This window comes from Bartonella chomelii, assembly GCF_014138465.1.
GTDB classification, from domain to species: Bacteria; Pseudomonadota; Alphaproteobacteria; order Rhizobiales; family Rhizobiaceae; genus Bartonella; species Bartonella schoenbuchensis.
This window is the reverse complement of the sequence record NZ_JACJIR010000001.1, coordinates 77,641-94,826: the sequence shown is the minus strand read 5'-3', so window position 1 is coordinate 94,826 and position 17,186 is coordinate 77,641. Positions and strand designations below refer to the sequence as shown.

The window sequence follows — 17,186 nt, the reverse complement described above, 5'->3', positions numbered from 1 at the left end:
GAGATATTTATGGTTTCTACCAATGAAAATGAATTGGTTTTTCTGCCTTTGGGAGGGGTAGGGGAAATAGGAATGAATTTGGCTGCTTATGGATTTGGTCCAAAGGATTGCCGGGAATGGCTGCTTGTCGATATGGGGGTCAGTTTTGCTGGCCCTGAATTACCAGGAGCAAATCTTATTTTACCAGATATTCATTTTCTGGAAAATGAAAAACATAATGTGCGTGGTCTTGTTTTGACACATGCTCACGAAGACCACTATGGTGCTGTCCTTGATTTATGGCCAAAACTTCAGGTTCCGCTTTATTGCAGCCCTTTTACAGCAGGGTTATTGGAAAGTAAAAAGAAATCAAATTTCAAATTTCACAAAATTCCATTAAATATTTTTCAAGCTGGTGATTGCTTTCAAATCGGTCCATTTACAATTGAAGCTATTGCTGTCAATCATTCAATTCCAGAAGCTGTTTCTTTGGCAATTACAACATCTTTAGGAAATGTGATCCATACTGGAGATTGGAAAATTGACCATACACCTTCACTTGGACCCGTGACAGATGAAAAAAGATTACGGATTTTAGGAAACAAAGGTATTTTAGCATTAGTATGTGATTCCACTAATGCCCTTCAAGATGGTATATCGCCATCGGAACAACAAGTTAGGGATAGTCTTTCTGAAATTATTTTAAAAGCTGAAGGCCGCGTTGTTATTGCAACTTTTTCATCGAATATTGGTAGAATACGTTCAATTGCTCTTGCAGCAGAATCTGCTGGGCGCCAAGTTCTTTTGGTGGGGCGTTCTATAAAACGTAGTGTTAGTGTGGCACAAGAACTTGGTTATTTGAATAATTTAGCACCGTTTATAACGGAAGATGATTATAGTCACACTCCACGAAAAAACATGGTTTTGGTAGTAACAGGAAGTCAAGGTGAGCCGTGTTCTGCTTTAGCAAAGCTTTCACGAAATGAAATGAGAAATATTGCACTTTCTCCTGGTGATACAATTATTTATTCATCACGTAGTATTCCGGGAAATGAAAAAGCTATTTTTGAGATACAAAATCGTTTCATTGATCAGGGAATTAAAGTAATTACAAATAATGATGCTCTTGTTCATGTTTCAGGCCATCCCCGCCGTTTAGAACTTCTACAAATGTATGATTGGGTAAAACCGCAAATACTTGTTCCTGTGCATGGTGAGGCTGCACACCTTGTGGCTCAAGCAGCTTTAGCACGTGAGGCTAATATCAAAACTATTGCTGAAATTAGAAATGGCGATATGCTACGTCTTGCTCCCAAACCAATAGAGATCGTTGAGAAAGTACCTGTTGGTCAAATTTATAAAGATGGTTACCTGATTGGTAGTGAAGATGAAGTAGGGATTAATGAACGTCGCAAATTAAGTTATGTTGGTTATGTTGCAATTTCTCTCCACATGAATAGTAAGCATGATTTACTTGATGATATTGGTTTTACAGCATTTGGATTGCCTAAAAACGATGGAAAAGGGAAATCATTAAAGGATATTCTTCTAACTGTTGTAGAAAATACTATTAATAATATTCCACAGATTAAAAGAAAAGATAATGAACTTATTCAAGAAGCAACACGTCGGGCTGTCAGAGCAGCTGTTAATGAAATTTGGGGAAAAAAACCTGTCTGTACAATTTTCTTACATCGCTCAAAATAAAAATTGCTCTTACAATTATTTCTTTTTAGTTAAATTAAGAAAAAAGAATTACTAGGTTAGCTTTATTACTAATACGTATCTACATTTTACTGAGGGTAAGTAACCTAAAAAATATATCAAATAAAACTTTTATAATATACTGGTTTGTTATATTTGTAAGCTTTCAGAATACAGCTATGATTAATGCATAACATTATTTGAACTGCTCCAATTTGATGAGCTTAATCAGGAGTTAATAATTTCAATGCGTCTTTCTCAATATTTCATACCTATTTTAAAAGAAAATCCTAAAGAAGCAGAAATTGTTTCACATCGACTTATGTTGCGTGCAGGCATGATTCGTCAACAAACAGCAGGGATTTATTCTTGGTTGCCATTAGGTAAAAAAGTACTTGATAAAGTTTGTACGATTATTCGTGAAGAACAAAAACAAGCTGGTGCTTTAGAAATATTAATGCCTACGATTCAATCTGTGGATCTTTGGCATGAAAGTGGTCGCTATGACGATTACGGTTTTGAAATGTTACGTATTAAAGATCGCCAAGAACGTGATTTGCTTTATGGCCCAACTAATGAAGAAATAGTAACAGATATTTTTCGTTCATATGTTCGTTCTTATAAGGATCTTCCTCTCAATCTTTATCAAATTCAATGGAAATTTCGTGATGAGATCCGTCCGCGTTTTGGTGTGATGCGTTCACGAGAGTTTTTAATGAAAGACGCATATTCTTTCGATCTTGATTATGAAAGTGCAAAAATATCCTATAATCGTATGTTTGTTGCTTATTTACGCACTTTTTCTCGCATGGGATTGAAAGTAATCCCGACGCGCGCTGATACAGGCCCGATTGGTGGCGAACGTAGCCATGAATTTACCATTCTAGCTGAAACAGGTGAAAGTGCTATATTCTGTGATAAACAATTTCTTGACATTAATACTCCACTTTTTTCAATTGATTTTACTGATAAAACTGTTTTAGCTGATATCGTTAAACAGTGGACAACTTTTTATGCTGCAACGGAGGAAATGCATAATGAGGAAGAGTGGAATAAAATTCCTGAATCCAATCAGCTTTCAGCACGTGGCATTGAAGTAGGGCATATTTTCTACTTTGGCACTAAATATTCTGTACCAATGGAAGCAAAAGTAATGGGGAAAGACGGAAAAGAACACCCGGTTTTTATGGGATCCTATGGAATTGGTCCCTCACGTCTTGTTGCAGCAGCAATTGAAGCTTCTCATGATGAAAATGGTATCATTTGGCCAAAACCAATAGCACCATTTGATTTTGGTATCATCAACATGAAACCAGACGATAAAAAATGTAACCATATGTGCGAAACTCTTTATCAAGGACTTATACGTGCTGGCTTTGACCCATTGTTAGATGACAGAAATGAACGCCCTGGTGTGAAATTTGCGATAATGGATTTGATCGGCTTACCAACACAAATAATTGTTGGGCCCAAAAGTGCTGCGCAAAATGAGGTTGAAATTAAAGATAGAAAAACAGGTGTTAAAGAATCTCTAACAATTGAATCAGTACTTAACCGACTTTCTACAACTTAGATGGGCAATGTTATGAATGGTTTGAGAAGAAAATGGTTTTCATCTTATGAATGGATGATTTCATTTCGTTACATGATTCCTAATAAAAAACATATGTTTACATCTGTTGTTTCAATCATTTCTTTAATTGGGATTATGCTAGGGGTTTTTGCCTTAGTTGTTGTTATGGCAGTAATGAATGGTTTTCGCACAGAACTTCTTAATCGCATTCTCGGCATGAATGGACATCTTATCGTTCAAACGACTGATTCTGGCTTTTCCGATTATAATACCTTTATTTCTTATTTGGAATCCATAGACGGTGTAAATTCTGCTTTGCCTGTTGTTGAAGGGCAAGCACTTGTTCAGGGTGATATTGGTGGGGGGACTGGTGCTTTGATTCGTGGTATGCGCCAAGAAGATTTAGAGAAGCTTAAAATAGTATCTCAAAATATTAAATCAGGTACACTTGCTCATTTTGAAGAAGAAGAGGGCATCGCAATCGGAAGTGGTCTGGCAGAAAAATTAGGGCTAACAATTGGAAGTGATCTGCGTATTATTACACCAGATGGTGATGTAACACCTTTTGGCGTTATGCCACGTATTAAAGCTTATAAAATAATTGCTATTTTTGAAGTGGGTATGTCTGAATATGACTCAATATTTGTTTTTATGCCTCTTTTTGAGGCGCAAGCATTTTTCAATCTAGGGCAGAAAATTCAATCAATAGAGTTATTTCTTAATGATCCTGATACTGTTGATCAAATAAAGCAGGTAATAGAAAAAGAGATGGATCAACAAGTTTACTTAATTGATTGGCGTATGCGCAATCAGGCTTTCTTTTCAGCTTTACAGATTGAACGTAACGTCATGTTTTTTATTCTTTCTCTTATTATCCTTGTTGCTGCTTTAAATATTATTTCTGGGCTAATTATGCTTGTGAAAGATAAAAACCACGATATTGCAATTTTACGTACTATGGGAGCACACCAGAGTGCAATCATGCGCATATTCATCTCTACTGGCATGATGATTGGGTGTATTGGAACAATATTGGGGTTAATTTTAGGTATCATAGCTGCCACAAATATCAATTATATTCAGGATTTTGTATCTTGGCTTTTCAATGTTGATGTTTTTAATCCTCAACTTTATTTTTTAACAAAATTGCCAGCACGCATTGAATGGGGACAAACTGCTATAGTAGCTGTGATGGCTTTACTTTTATCGTTTTTTGCAACACTCATTCCGGCGTGGCAAGCTTCTAAGTTAGATCCTGTACAAGCTTTGAGGTATGAGTAATGTCCGTTGTTTTAGAACTTGTCGAGATTGAGCGACGTTTTTTTGATAACGACAAACCTTTAATTATTTTAGACAAAGCTAATTTTATTCTTAATCGCGGAGAGCTTGTAGCACTTGTTGCACCATCTGGTGCTGGAAAATCAACACTTCTTCATATTGCTGGGTTACTGGAAAAACCAACAGCTGGTGATGTTTTGTTGCATGGTGTTTCTTGTGCAAAATGCTCTGATAGTGAACGAACAGCTATGAGACGAAAAAATATCGGTTTTGTTTATCAATTTCACCATTTGTTACCAGAGTTCACAGCTTTAGAAAATGTAATGATACCCCAAATGATAGCAGGGTTAAAAAAATCGACTGCAGAAAATCGCGCACTTAAATTATTAACATACCTTCGGGTTTCTCACCGTGCCAGACATCGTCCATCAGAATTATCAGGCGGCGAACAACAGCGTGTCGCTATTGCCCGTGCCATAGCAAATGCTCCTTGTGTACTGTTAGCTGATGAACCTACAGGAAATCTTGATCCTGTAACTTCAGTTTATGTATTTCAGGCTTTATCAGCCCTTGTTCGTCAATCTGGGCTTGCTGCTCTTATTGCAACACATAATTACAGTTTGGCTAAGTTGATGCATCGTCGAATTACAATAAAAGAGAGAAAAATTATTGAACTTCCTTAAAAATACAGTACACCGTTTATTATAGAAAATTAATACTATAGCTGTATGTCTATATTCACCTATTGAAGAGTTTTTATGACAAATTTTGTAATTGATAAAAATCAATTAAATGCACGGCGTCGGCGATTGATTTTTCGGGCGTGGCATAGAGGCATTCGTGAAATGGATTTAATTTTAGGGCAATATGTTGATTCGCATATCATTGAGATGAGTGATGAAACAATCTCTGAACTTGAATATATTATGTCTTTTGAAGATCGCGATTTACTTATGTGGATTACCGGGGAAATTCCTACACCATCTGAGGTAGATAGCCCGCTTTTTCGTGACATTGCAAATTATCGTATTTGCGCAAATTTTAATTGATCAAAATGTCCATATTTCAAAAAATTATTCTTCCTAAAGATATGCAAGATTTAATGATTCTTGATGGCATTATTGATGGGTTTGAATCTTTTGTACTTGCTCAATTAAGCTCAGAAATTGCTCAAGATAAGCCACTTGTTTACATTGTTCGTGATGGAACAAAGATTTCCCATGTACAACAAGTTTTAAATTTTATTGAGCCCAATTTACCTGTTCTTCAGTTTCCTGCATGGGATTGTTTGCCTTATGATCGTGTGTCGCCTGGAATAGCCATTACTGCGCGACGTCTTTTAACTTTGGCACATATATCACATTTGCATAAAAATCCACGTTCCGCGATTATATTGACAACAGCTAATGCAATTATTCAGAAATTACCGCCTCGTGCCATAATTGATGATCAGATTATTCATACGAAGATTGGTCAATGTGTTAATATGGATAATCTAATCCATTATTTAGAGCGTAGTGGTTTTGAACGCGTTGCGATTGTGCACGATGTTGGTGAATTTGCTATCAGAGGAGGAATTATTGATATTTTTTCTCCTAGTGATAGTGAGCCTTTGCGTCTTGATTTTTTTGGTGATACTTTAGAGACTATTCGCGTATTTGATCCAATTACGCAACGTACAACAGGCAATAAAACTGAATTTTTTTTACAGCCAATGAGTGAGGTTATCCTCACGCCTGAGCGGATCAATCTATTTAAAAATAATTATATTCGTACACTTAGTGTATCACAAAGAAATGATATGCTTTATGAAGCCATTTCTCAAGGGCGGCGTTTTGCTGGTATGGAACATTGGTTGCCGCTTTTTTATGAGAATCTCGATAATTTCTTTGATTATTGTGGTGACGTACCTATTGTTTTTGAGCACCTTATAGAAGAAGTGCTAACTGAGCGCTATCGTCTTATTGAAGATTTTTATAATGTTCGTAAAGAGCAAGAAAACAATGAAGAAAGTAATGCTTCCTATCATCCAATAGAGCCTAACCTACTTTATCTGGCACCAGAACAAGTTTTAACACGTGCACAACAATCGGGGCAACGTATTGATTTTATACCCTTCAATGTTCCACAAACCTCTGGACAGACAGTTATTCATACAAATGTTGCACCGGGATATGATTTTGTAAAAGAACGTAATGCGCAGGAAAAAAATGTTTTTGCAAATGTGGTTGATTATATTCTTTCACTACAATCAGCTGGCAAGAAGGTACTCTTAGCCTGCTGGAGTGAAGGATCTATGAATCGCTTGTTGCAGATTCTTGATGAATACGGATTAAAAAAAATAGAAATTGCAAAGTCATTACAAGCTGTAAAAGCAACATCACATGATCAGGTATCGGCAGCTATCATAGCAATCGAGCATGGTTTTGAAATTGACGATTTTGTTATTATAGCCGAACAGGATATCCTTGGTGATCGATTAATAAGGTCATCAAAACGGCGCAAGCATAATACGCATTTTATCTCTGAAATTGCTACACTAAATTCTGGTGACATTGTTGTGCATGTTGATCATGGTATTGGACAGTTTATCGGTCTTAAAACCATCATGACAGCTGGAATTTTACGCGATTGTCTTGAAATCAATTATGCTGAAGGTGATCGATTATTTTTACCTGTTGAAAATATCGAACTTTTATCACGTTATGGATCAGAAGATACAGATGTAACATTAGACAAGTTAGGTGGTGTTGCTTGGCAAACACGTAAAGCGCGACTAAAAAAACATTTATTGAAAATTGCTGGCCAATTGATCCGTATAGCTGCAGAACGCGCCACACGCTCTGCACCTGCGTTAAGTCCACCAATTGGATTGTTTGATGAATTTGTTGCATGCTTTCCTTATGAAGAAACAGAAGATCAGATAGATGCAATTGATGCAGTTTTAGGTGATTTAGCAGCAGGAAAACCTATGGATCGCCTAATATGTGGTGATGTTGGTTTTGGCAAAACAGAAGTTGCTATTCGAAGTGCTTTTGTTGCTGCATTAAATGGTTATCAAGTTGCTGTTGTTGTGCCTACAACTTTGCTTTCACGGCAACATTACAAGACCTTTATCTCACGTTTTCAAGGGTTACCTGTTAAAATTGGTCATGTTTCAAGGCTTGTAAAAGCTAAAGAATTAGCGCAAGTCAAAAAAGATATTTCAAATGGCACAATTGATATTGCCATTGGGACGCACGCCTTACTTAGTGAATCAATTAATTTTTCACGGTTGGGGCTTCTTATCATTGATGAAGAGCAACATTTTGGTGTTAAGCACAAAGAACGCTTAAAAGAAATTAAAAGTGATATTCATGTTCTCACACTTTCAGCCACTCCCATACCACGAACTTTAGGACTTGCTTTATCAGGATTACGTGAACTTTCATTAATAGCAACTCCACCCATTGGTAGAACACCGGTTCGGACTTTTATTTCACCTTTCGATGCAGTTGTTATACGCGAGGTATTGCTTCGTGAATATTATCGGGGCGGACAGAGTTTTTATGTTTGCCCTCGTATTTCTGATCTTCCCTATGTAGAAGAATATCTCAAAACACACGTACCTGAACTTAAATTTGCCGTGGCTCATGGTCAAATGCCAGTTACACAATTTGATGATATTATGAATGCATTTTATGATAGGCAATATGATGTACTGCTTTCAACAACCATCATTGAATCAGGTCTCGATATTCCAACAGCAAATACATTAATTGTGCACCGTGCTGACATGTTCGGTCTTTCTTCGCTTTACCAGTTGCGTGGCAGAGTAGGGCGTTCAAAACAACGCGCTTATGCACTTTTTACTTTTCCTGCTGGTAAAATTTTAACGCCTACTGCTGATCGCCGTTTTAAAGTCTTGCAATCTCTCGACACATTGGGTGCAGGTTTCCAATTAGCTAGTTATGATATGGACATTCGTGGTTCAGGTAATTTTTTAGGAGAAGAGCAATCAGGGCACGTTAAAGAAGTTGGATTCGAGCTCTATCAAAAAATGCTTGAAGAAGCAGTTGCTGAATTAAAGGATGGCAAACACAATGAAGATAGTCAATGGTCACCCCAAATTTCACTTGGTATAACAGCAATAATACCAGAAAGTTTTGTGCCTGATTTATCACTACGTATGAGTCTTTACCGCCGTTTAGTAGAACTTGATGATTTGCAACAAATCAATCAATTAGGCGCTGAATTGGTGGATCGTTTTGGTTCTCTTCCAACTGAAGTTCAACATCTTCTTAAGATTGTTTATATTAAAGCATTATGTAAAAAAGCGCATGTAGAAAAATTGGATGCTGGCCCAAAGGGCGTTGTTGTGCAGTTTCGTAATAATTATTTTGAAAACAGTGCTGGCCTTATTAAATGGATTGGAGAACAAGGCTCTCTGGCAAAAATCCGACCAGATCAAAGTATTATTTTTATTCGTGATTGGCCAACAGCTGATGAAAGACTCTCAGGTGCAGAAACGATTATGACACAACTTGCAACACTGACAGAACAATGTCCTGCTTAGCAATTTTGGTATTTACTAGCTTTTTTAAGAACCATAACCATGATTATTTTGTGGCGCAAATTCTATAAAAATTCGCTTTTCACTCTTTCATACAAATATTTTTGATTCACGATAAAGGCACAAAGTCTTTTACCAATATCTTATAGTGTGTTTGCGTAATAATATTATTTTTAAGTTTATAAAAATCGTATTCACACTGCATTTTATAGCTTGAAAAACTGCTGTAAAAATATTCTATATCTAGAATATTTCATTTTCCCTCGAAATAACATGAAATAATGTTGTTATATTCATTGTGTATACTTTCTCATGATTTATATGTCCGTTCCTAGACACTACAAGTAAATACCAATTGTGTGAGGCACTATTTTTATAAACTAGCAACTAAATCTGATATTCTCCTTTAAAGGCGATTATATGCATTAGGATTTATAAAGATTTTTATTTTCTATAACTTGTCTCACTATGTACCCGATAAGGTATATTATTATATTGAAATTGTGATCAAAACAGCAGACAGCCCAAAATACTCTGAACAATAAAATCTTTTTTTAAGCGTTGTAATTTAAATGGAATTATGAACAAAGGAAATTAAAAAAAACAATTATAAAATTGTTTTCATTTGTTTTTCTTTTATTCACGCCACCAAGTTGGAAGATAATACCCATACAAGGATGTATAAATAGGATGTTTAATGTATGACCAACGTGCCACTCGTTGTTCAGGCAAATGGTATAACGGTATATAATAGTTACCAGAAATAAGAACTCTATCTAAAGCACGCACTGCTGCAATGAAATCAGTATCTGAGCGTGCATTGAGCATTGCGGTTATCATTGCATCTATAGCAGGATCAGCTGTTCCCGCAAAATTAAAACTTCCTTTCAAATTTCTAGAAGCAGAGCCCCAGCGGTTTATTTGTTCATTGCCTGGTGACAGAGAATTTTTTAATTTTGCAATAATCATATCATAATCAAATATACTTAAACGATTTTGATATTGGGTATCATCGACGGTTCTTATCTCAATATTAATACCAAAACGTGATAGTATACTTTGAAATGCAAGGGCAATTTTTTCTTCATCAAGTGTTTGAGTCATGATCTCAAATTGAAAAGGCAAACCATTCGGAGCAATAACCTTGTTATTTTTTCTGGTAAAACCTGATTCTTGCAAAAGTTTCCAAGCTGTTTGCATGATAAGTCGATCCATACCTGAACCATCTGTTTTAAGAAGACGCCAGCTTCCATCCATCACTTCGGGAAGAACTGTATTAAAATAAGGAGCTAAGAGCTTTTTTTCTTCTTCGCTTGCTGGCTTTCCTACAGATGAAAGTATAGATCCTGCCCAATAACCTTCTGTTCTGGTATAGATATTACTAAAAAGATGGCGATTGACCCATTCAAAATCGAAAAGCATTGATAATGCTTGTCGTACCTTTTTATCTTTAAAAATAGTGCGACGGGTATTAAAAACAAAACCAATAGTATCAGCAGGTGTTCCTTTTGAAAAAGATTCTTTAATAACGCGTCCCTCGCGAACAGCCGGAAAATTATAAGCAAGCTGCCAACGATTTGGATTAGAAGATCCTTCAATAAAGATATCAACAATACCTTTTTTAAAAGCTTCAAAGTGCGCTGTTTCATTTCGAAAATATTCGATTTGAATAATCTCAAAGTTATGCAACCCTTTATTAACAGGAAGATCTTTTCCCCAATAATTGGGATCACGTTTATAGATAATGCGTTCACCAGGATCAGCATGTTCAATAACATAAGGACCACTTCCTGGAATTTTACTTAAACCGTTTTTTTCAAAATCATCAACATTAATAGCATGTTTGGGTAATACTGGCATTACACTTGCTAAAATAAGTGGAAACTCACGATCCTGTGATTGTGGAAAGCGCATCCTTATACAATGATTATTAATTACCTCAATAGATTCTATACGCTTCATGTACCGATCAAACGGAGGTCTTCCTTTGTCTTTAAGAAGATTAACCGTAAATAAAACATCTTCAATTGTTATGAGCTTCCCATCTGAAAAATGTGCTTTTGGATTGATAAAAAAAGTAATCTCTGTGCGTTCGTCATTTAATTCAACTTTTTCTGCTAGAAGAGGATAAAGTGTAAAAGATTCATCACGAGAACGTACCATCATTGTTTCGTAAACAAGGCCAGAGAGTTGCTCATCAGCAAAAAGCCCTCGTGCAGTTGTGCGAAAACTACGAATAACAAAGGGATTTAAGCCATCAAATGTTCCAACAACACCATAGGTGATTTTGCCTTTATTGTTTGCATTGGGAGAAGCATAAGGAAAATATTCAAACTTATCTGGTAATTTTGGTGCTCCACGCATTGCAATACCATTTGCAATCACATCATGGCACAGAAGAAAAATTATAAAAGCAAGAGAAAATTTTAAACGATACGAACTGTAGTATAACATTTAATAATAGCGCAATAGTAATTCGTTTATGCAAAATTTAGTTTTATTCATTATGCAAAGCATTTTATGAATAAATTTTATCAAAAATAAAGCAATTGAGAAGAAAATGAACCATATAAATTGTACAAAAATTCAATCAATTATTTAATTGTTTTCTTTCTCTAGATTTTGCTTTTCTCTTTGTATATAATGAAAAACACAAAGAAGTGTTATTTTTTTGATAATTTTAATACAGTTGATTAAAAATCAACTTAATATCCTTCTATTGGGATCATCATACAAGCACATTGAAAGGATTAACTTAATTATGTCGCATAAAAATACCTATACTGCTATTTCAGTATTAGCTGGAGCCGCTACTTTTTTTCTCATGGCTTATACTCCAGCAGGTGCAGAGAATTTATCTCAAGGTTGGTACAAAGTTTGCAGTAAGCAGAATGACATTAATATTTGTAACACAATGAACAATGTTATATCAGAGACCGGTCAACCTTTGACTGCTGTTAATTTAGTTGAAGTAAAAGGACAAAAGGAAGAAAAACGTATAGGTATTCAAGTACCTACGAATCGTCTTCTACCAGAAGGTGTTCATATCCAAATTGGAAATGACTTCTCTATGAAAATTCCTTACGTTGTTTGTAATGGGGCAAGTTGTATTGCCAATGATGTTTTAAGTGACAAGTTAGTTTCTGCCATGAAAGCTGGTTCGAAAATGGTTATAACTACAACTAATATTCGGGGTGGTGCTAATCCTATCGAATTTTCTCTTAGTGGATTTAAAGCTGCATACACAGGTCCTGGTATAGATGAAAAAACTTTTGAACAAAAACAAATGAAGTTACAGCAAACTATCCAAGCAAAGCAAAAAGAAATTGAAGATCGTATGCGGGCTGAGCAAGAAAAAGCTCAGAAAAAATAATAACAAGTAATATAAAAGGTTTTAAAAGCTTTTTTATATTTTGTTTATATCTAAAAACGCTATAGAATAATTCTATAGCGTTTTTTAATTGTTTAGCTCTTAGAGAAAACTTTGCGCTTCCACCATCCAATGCGTCCAGTTTTATTCTCCCCCTCAGGCACTGAAGATGTAACAACAGGGTCGGTAGAAACTTGTTCAACAGCTTGCTTTGTTATAGGTTCCTTTTCCGATGATTCAGTTATTTGAGTTGTTTTTTTCGTAATAGCCTTTTTTCGCGTTTGACGTGTTGATTTTTTGGTATCTGTCGAGATTTCTTCAGTTATCTCATGAGTTGGTTTATTCTCTTTTTTTGTTTTAGATTTATGAATAGAGTTAGTAGTATTTTTTTCTTCAACAGGTGTTGACGTTGTCACGCTTTTATTATTTTCGGGCATTTTTTTGTCTTGAGATGCCTTTCGGGGACGTGCATTACGATTCTTCTTAGCTTTAAAAACAGCATTTTGTTGCACATTGACATGATGTTTTGCATCACTGTTTTGTTCATCAAATCCTACAGGTTCAGCAGCTGGAATAGAATATCGGCGATGTGCTGCTTTAATTTCTTCTAAAGCCTGTTTGGCAAATTCTCCGACTGGTTCAGCATAAGGAACACGAGACTGATAAAAACCGTTATTTTGATTACGCCGACCCCTACGATGCCCACGACGACGTCCACGGCGGCGGGTGTCCTCACTATTTTGAATATCATCTTTATGAGAGGATGTAGAAAAGCTGTCATGTAATTCACTTTGGCGATTTTTACGCCGGCGCCGTTGATTATTTTCAACAAGGGACTCGTCATGAGTTAATTCGCTTTCCATCAAAATTGCATCTTCGTCTTCCTCTTTATCATCATCTTCAATAGCTAATGGAGGCAAATGATCTTTTTCTGCCATGGTACCTTTGGAAATAACTAAATGCTGTGCCCCAACGCTATCATCTGCTTCAATACTAATATTAAGCTTAAAGCGCGTTTCTAAATCAACGAGAATACTGCGTTTATGATTGAGTACATAAAGTGCTATCACCGCAGATGTCCGCACAATGATATTATATTGCGAATTACTAAGAAGATATTTTTCAATTGAGCGCATAACATGCAAGGCAATTGATGATTCTGAACGTACATTTCCAGTTCCAGCACAATGAGGACAAGGCTGCATTGTACTTTCTAGAACAGATACACGAATGCGTTGACGGCTCATTTCCATAAGGCCAAAATGTGAGATACGACCAACTTGAATACGGGCACGATCATTTTTTAAACAATCTTTCAGCTTTTTTTCAACAAGCTTAATGTTACGATTTTCAAGCATATCAATGAAATCAATCACAATTAGGCCTGCTAGATCACGTAAACGCAATTGACGAGCTATTTCTTCAGCAGCTTCAAGATTGGTTTGTAGCGCTGTTTTTTCAACAGAATGCTCTTTGGTAGAACGACCAGAGTTTACATCAATAGCGACAAGTGCTTCCGTCTGATTGATAACAAGATAACCACCAGATTTTAAAGCAACTTGCGGCTGCAACATTTTATCTAGCTGAGCTTCAATATTGTTACGTGTAAAGATTGGTATATGATCACGATAAGGCTGAACAACTTTTGCATGACTTGGCATCAACATGCGCATAAAATCTTTAGCTTCACGATATCCTTTATCACCAGATACGAGAATTTCATTAATGTCTTTATTATAAAGATCGCGAATAGAGCGTTTTATTAGATTGCCTTCTTCATAAACTAAATATGGTGCGGTTGATTTAAGTGTTAAAGTACGAACAGTTTCCCATAACCGCATGAGATATTCATAATCACGTTTAATTTCGACTTTTGTTCTATTAGCTCCAGCAGTTCGTAGAATAACCCCCATACCTTTTGGAACTGCTAATTCTTTTACAATTTCTTTGAGCCGTTTGCGATCTTGTATATTGGTAATTTTTCGAGAAATACCACCACCCCGTGCCGTGTTTGGCATTAAAACTGAATAGCGGCCTGCCAATGATAAATAAGTTGTGAGTGCTGCCCCTTTATTGCCACGCTCTTCTTTGATTACTTGTACTAATAAAATTTGACGCCGTTTAATAACTTCTTGAATTTTATATTGGCGCACCGGTTTACGCTGATAAGTAGGGAGCTCTTCAAGAGCATCTTCCGCACCAACCATTTCAATATCGTCATCACAAACATTTCCATCAAGTGCTTCTTCTCCATCATCACTTGCTATTGATTCGGATATGATATTGTTTTCACTATCTACAGAAAGAACACTATGGTTTTTACTTTTTTTTGTTTTTCTTGAACCTTTTTTATTCTGTTTTATTTCCTCAACAAAATCATCTGCTTGATTTTCATCAATAGCAGCTTTCTCTTCTTCTTCAAGAAGAGCAAGACGATCAGCAATAGGAATTTGATAATAATCAGGATGAATTTCTGAAAATGTTAAAAAACCATGGCGATTGCCACCATATTCTACAAAAGCTGCTTGAAGTGATGGCTCAACACGTGTGATACGTGCGAGATAAATATTCCCCTTAAGCTGTTTTTTATGTTCTGACTCAAAGTCAAGTTCTTCAATTTTGTTGCCGTGAACAACAACAACACGCGTTTCCTCCGGATGGGAGGCATCGATAAGCATTTTGTTTGACATAAGTTAAAATCCTAAAGGCGACACGCACAACTTTATCTAAACAAGCATTATCACTACTTGCAAATATAAAAGGCTGTCTGCCGTAAAAGGGGGGTGCCGACATAACATAATGGATTTTCGTTCGCAAACACGTTACAGCGTTTACGATATTTACAATCATCAGTTCCATCTGTTTTGTATGACTCACGTTTTTACAAGTCTCCGGCAAAACAATTTTGAAAATAGTTCGGATATCCGAACCAGCGAATTTAAAATAACATAATCCTGCTTTTTAAGGTATGAAGACTTATCACCTATAAAAAGCCTAAACGCATAATATACGATAAACCTTCAAAGATAACTTAACAAAATTATTGATAATTTAAGTCAATAATAGATGGTTATATCGCTTAAAGAGCGTAAATATTCTTTTATGTTGATATCATGCTTTTGGCAAGTAACAAGTATAAATACGCACCATTATAATGCATCCATCCTCTTAGTTTGATTTTTTTTTGATAGTTGTGGTTAAAAGATTCAACATTTATGAAAAAAGGCCAACATCGATTATTGAAATAATATAACCTATATTTACAGTGTAATTTTACACAATAAAACCAACTTATTAATACAGAAAAAGTGTTTTGCTTAAATGATTAAACAATTCTCCGTCAGAATGCTGAAAGCGGTCTATTGGAATATTATTTGGTATTTTATATGCTGTTTATCCTTTTTTTTGATATTTCAAACATATATTCAAGGTGCGGATGCGTTAAAACTTATTAACCTGCGGACGATTGGTGATAATACATCTACACGTATTATTGCAGTTTTTAATGCTGAACCAAATTTTCATTTAGAAATTTCTGACAACCCCTCACGTTTGGTTATCAAGCTACCTCCTGTTGATTTTTCAACACAAAATATGCCTCCAAACAAACAAAATATACTATCAAGTATGCTATCTGATGTACATTACAGTTTTTCCGATACACAAACCTCATACATCACTCTGACAAGCAAAACCTCTTTTATTATTGAAAACAGTACAGTGCAAAAATTAGAGAATGGTTTATGGCAGGTATTGATTGATATCACCCAAAACACACAAAAAAAATTGAATGAAATTTCGACAAAACAACAAAAAGTCGACCAAAATATAAAAAAACAATCCAATCCAAAGCATTATTTTCATGTTGTACTTGATCCTGGCCATGGTGGAATTGACAGTGGTGCACAAGGCATTACTGGAATTTTAGAAAAAAATATAACATTAGCTTTTGCACGTGCATTGCAAAATGAATTAGAAAAAGACTCTGATATTAATGTGACTTTAACACGCGATTGCGATGTATTTCTAAGGTTAAGTGAAAGAGTTAAAAAAGCACAAAATTTTAATGCCGATCTTTTTATATCTATCCACGCAGATAGTATTAATATTCCTTCTCTTCGTGGCGCTACGGTCTACACTTTGTCTGATAAAGCATCTGATGCAATTGCAAAAACTTTAGCTGAAATTGAAAACAATGCAGATCTTCTTGATGGATTGCCTGCAGAAGAATCGCATGAAGTTACAGATATTTTGATTGATCTGGCTAGACGCGAAACTCATATACTTTCGCTTAATTTTGCTGATCTTATTATTTTAAATTTGTCAAATAATAATATTAATCTAATTAAAAATCCTCATAGATACGCTGATTTTCAAGTTTTAAAAGCTCCAGATGTACCTTCTGTATTGATAGAAATAGGCTATTTATCTAATAAAGAAGATGAGAAATTATTGAATAATTCTCAATGGCGGAATCAAATAGTTATTTCTCTTGCCCATTCCATTCGTCAATTTGCCCAGTATCGGAAGGAAATTATGCAGTTTCCTTAAATATTTGAAAAAGTAGAGTATTGATATTAAATTTTAACAACAAAATAATAGAGATTAATCTTGCATTTGTTTCAATTTAATAACACCTAGTAATGATAAAATTAAAATATGTTTCCTTTGATCAATTTTAAAGAAAGCGATATTCGTTTCAATGATGACTTTTTTTAGATATCTGCTTA

At 35.4% G+C, this 17,186-nt stretch carries 10 protein-coding genes; 8 read left to right on the top strand and 2 right to left on the bottom strand.

Annotation, left to right across the window (positions count from 1 at the left end):
* Positions 1-9: 9 nt before the first annotated feature.
* From GGR10_RS00385 to mfd, 6 genes are all read left to right on the top strand, one after another.
* Entirely contained in the window at positions 10-1,686 is a 1,677-nt protein-coding gene (locus GGR10_RS00385) for a ribonuclease J (protein WP_182479428.1), read from the top strand.
* A gap of 244 nt (positions 1,687-1,930) precedes the next feature.
* Positions 1,931-3,256, top strand: coding sequence for a proline--tRNA ligase (gene proS, locus GGR10_RS00380; RefSeq protein WP_182479427.1), 1,326 nt, complete (start codon positions 1,931-1,933; stop codon positions 3,254-3,256).
* A gap of 12 nt (positions 3,257-3,268) precedes the next feature.
* Complete coding sequence (locus GGR10_RS00375; RefSeq protein WP_182479426.1) at positions 3,269-4,537, top strand: lipoprotein-releasing ABC transporter permease subunit; 1,269 nt, start codon at positions 3,269-3,271, stop codon at positions 4,535-4,537.
* Entirely contained in the window at positions 4,537-5,217 is a 681-nt protein-coding gene (locus tag GGR10_RS00370; protein ID WP_010703779.1) for an ABC transporter ATP-binding protein, read from the top strand. The genes GGR10_RS00375 and GGR10_RS00370 overlap by 1 nt, the downstream gene beginning before the upstream one ends.
* Before the next feature lie 75 nt (positions 5,218-5,292).
* Positions 5,293-5,583 (top strand): FAD assembly factor SdhE, encoded by a 291-nt coding sequence (locus GGR10_RS00365; protein WP_010703780.1) that lies wholly within the window; start codon positions 5,293-5,295, stop codon positions 5,581-5,583.
* Positions 5,584-5,588: 5 nt separating this feature from the next.
* Positions 5,589-9,089: a transcription-repair coupling factor gene (gene mfd, locus GGR10_RS00360; RefSeq protein WP_182479425.1), complete on the top strand. Its 3,501-nt coding sequence runs from the start codon at positions 5,589-5,591 to the stop codon at positions 9,087-9,089.
* 633 nt (positions 9,090-9,722) lie between these two features.
* Here mfd and GGR10_RS00355 read toward each other — a convergent pair.
* Positions 9,723-11,540, bottom strand: a complete 1,818-nt coding sequence (locus GGR10_RS00355) for an extracellular solute-binding protein (RefSeq protein WP_182479424.1) — start codon at positions 11,538-11,540, stop codon at positions 9,723-9,725.
* 307 nt (positions 11,541-11,847) lie between these two features.
* Here GGR10_RS00355 and GGR10_RS00350 point away from each other — a divergent pair, with 307 nt between their 5' ends.
* On the top strand, positions 11,848-12,459 hold the full coding sequence (locus GGR10_RS00350; protein ID WP_182479423.1) for an invasion associated locus B family protein: 612 nt from the start codon (positions 11,848-11,850) through the stop codon (positions 12,457-12,459).
* Between the two features lie 92 nt (positions 12,460-12,551).
* Here GGR10_RS00350 and GGR10_RS00345 read toward each other — a convergent pair whose 3' ends face one another.
* Positions 12,552-15,146 carry a ribonuclease E/G gene (locus GGR10_RS00345; protein ID WP_182479422.1) on the bottom strand — a complete coding sequence of 865 codons (2,595 nt, stop codon included), beginning with the start codon at positions 15,144-15,146 and terminating at the stop codon, positions 12,552-12,554.
* 631 nt (positions 15,147-15,777) lie between these two features.
* On the opposite strand from GGR10_RS00345, the gene GGR10_RS00340 reads away from it, so the two are divergent.
* The gene (locus GGR10_RS00340; RefSeq protein WP_182479421.1) at positions 15,778-17,007 is read left to right on the top strand and encodes an N-acetylmuramoyl-L-alanine amidase family protein; all 1,230 of its coding nucleotides are present in this window, start codon (positions 15,778-15,780) and stop codon (positions 17,005-17,007) included.
* Positions 17,008-17,186: the final 179 nt, after the last annotated feature.

What these genes read in the sequence shown, in the direction of transcription:
- GGR10_RS00385 (WP_182479428.1), top strand. Translation starts at nt 10, where the DNA reads ATGGTTTCTACCAATGAAAATGAATTGGTTTTTCTGCCTTTGGGAGGG.
- proS (WP_182479427.1), top strand. Translation starts at nt 1,931, where the DNA reads ATGCGTCTTTCTCAATATTTCATACCTATTTTAAAAGAAAATCCTAAA.
- GGR10_RS00375 (WP_182479426.1), top strand. Translation starts at nt 3,269, where the DNA reads ATGAATGGTTTGAGAAGAAAATGGTTTTCATCTTATGAATGGATGATT.
- GGR10_RS00370 (WP_010703779.1), top strand. Translation starts at nt 4,537, where the DNA reads ATGTCCGTTGTTTTAGAACTTGTCGAGATTGAGCGACGTTTTTTTGAT.
- GGR10_RS00365 (WP_010703780.1), top strand. Translation starts at nt 5,293, where the DNA reads ATGACAAATTTTGTAATTGATAAAAATCAATTAAATGCACGGCGTCGG.
- mfd (WP_182479425.1), top strand. Translation starts at nt 5,589, where the DNA reads ATGTCCATATTTCAAAAAATTATTCTTCCTAAAGATATGCAAGATTTA.
- GGR10_RS00355 (WP_182479424.1), bottom strand. Translation starts at nt 11,540, where the DNA reads ATGTTATACTACAGTTCGTATCGTTTAAAATTTTCTCTTGCTTTTATA.
- GGR10_RS00350 (WP_182479423.1), top strand. Translation starts at nt 11,848, where the DNA reads ATGTCGCATAAAAATACCTATACTGCTATTTCAGTATTAGCTGGAGCC.
- GGR10_RS00345 (WP_182479422.1), bottom strand. Translation starts at nt 15,146, where the DNA reads ATGTCAAACAAAATGCTTATCGATGCCTCCCATCCGGAGGAAACGCGT.
- GGR10_RS00340 (WP_182479421.1), top strand. Translation starts at nt 15,778, where the DNA reads ATGATTAAACAATTCTCCGTCAGAATGCTGAAAGCGGTCTATTGGAAT.